The sequence below is a fragment of the Limosilactobacillus reuteri genome (assembly GCF_002254085.1).
Lineage (GTDB): Bacteria > Bacillota > Bacilli > Lactobacillales > Lactobacillaceae > Limosilactobacillus > Limosilactobacillus reuteri_K.
Genome location: NZ_NGPY01000060.1, coordinates 1 through 640, shown reverse-complemented (window position 1 = coordinate 640; position 640 = coordinate 1). Strand labels below are relative to the sequence as shown.

At 56.2% G+C, this 640-nt stretch carries 1 protein-coding gene; it reads right to left on the bottom strand.

Annotated elements, in window-relative coordinates:
* Positions 1–24 precede the first annotated feature (24 nt).
* The coding region (locus CBG10_RS11265) for a hypothetical protein (RefSeq protein ID WP_458251633.1) at positions 25–640 on the bottom strand (616 nt) is incomplete at its 5' end.

The window sequence follows — 640 nt, the reverse complement described above, 5'->3', positions numbered from 1 at the left end:
GGTGAGCAGCCGAGCGTCGTGCTTCTATGGTGAGTGGGCGCCACCCGGAGCATGTACCGGCGAATGCGCCGGCGGCGCCAGATGTGTATAAACGACGGCCTCAGGAAGTGCATCGACGAGCGCCTCAGTAAGTGCATCAACAAGGGCGTCAACGAGCGCCTCAACAAGTGCGTCAACGAGTGCCTCAGTAAGTGCGTCAGTAAGTGCTTCAACGAGTGCATTAACAAGTGCGTCAACGAGCGCTTCAACCAGTGCATCAACAAGCGCTTCAACCAGCGCCTCAACAAGTGCGTCAACAAGCGCAGCAACGAGTGCATCGACGAGCGCCTCAGTAAGTGCATCAACAAGTGCGTCAACGAGCGCTTCAACAAGCGCATCAACCAGCGCTTCAATGAGCGCGTCAACAAGTGCGTCAACGAGTGCATCGACGAGCGCCTCAACTAGTGCATCAACAAGTGCGTCAACGAGCGCAACAACGAGTGCATCAACGAGTGCCTCAGTAAGTGCCTCAACTAGTGCGTCAACAAGCGCCTCAACTAGTGCATCAACAAGTGCGTCAACAAGCACGCCAACGAGCGCGACAACAAACGCACCAACCACGTAGTCCACACGCACCTCGACAACCGCCACAACTACGACG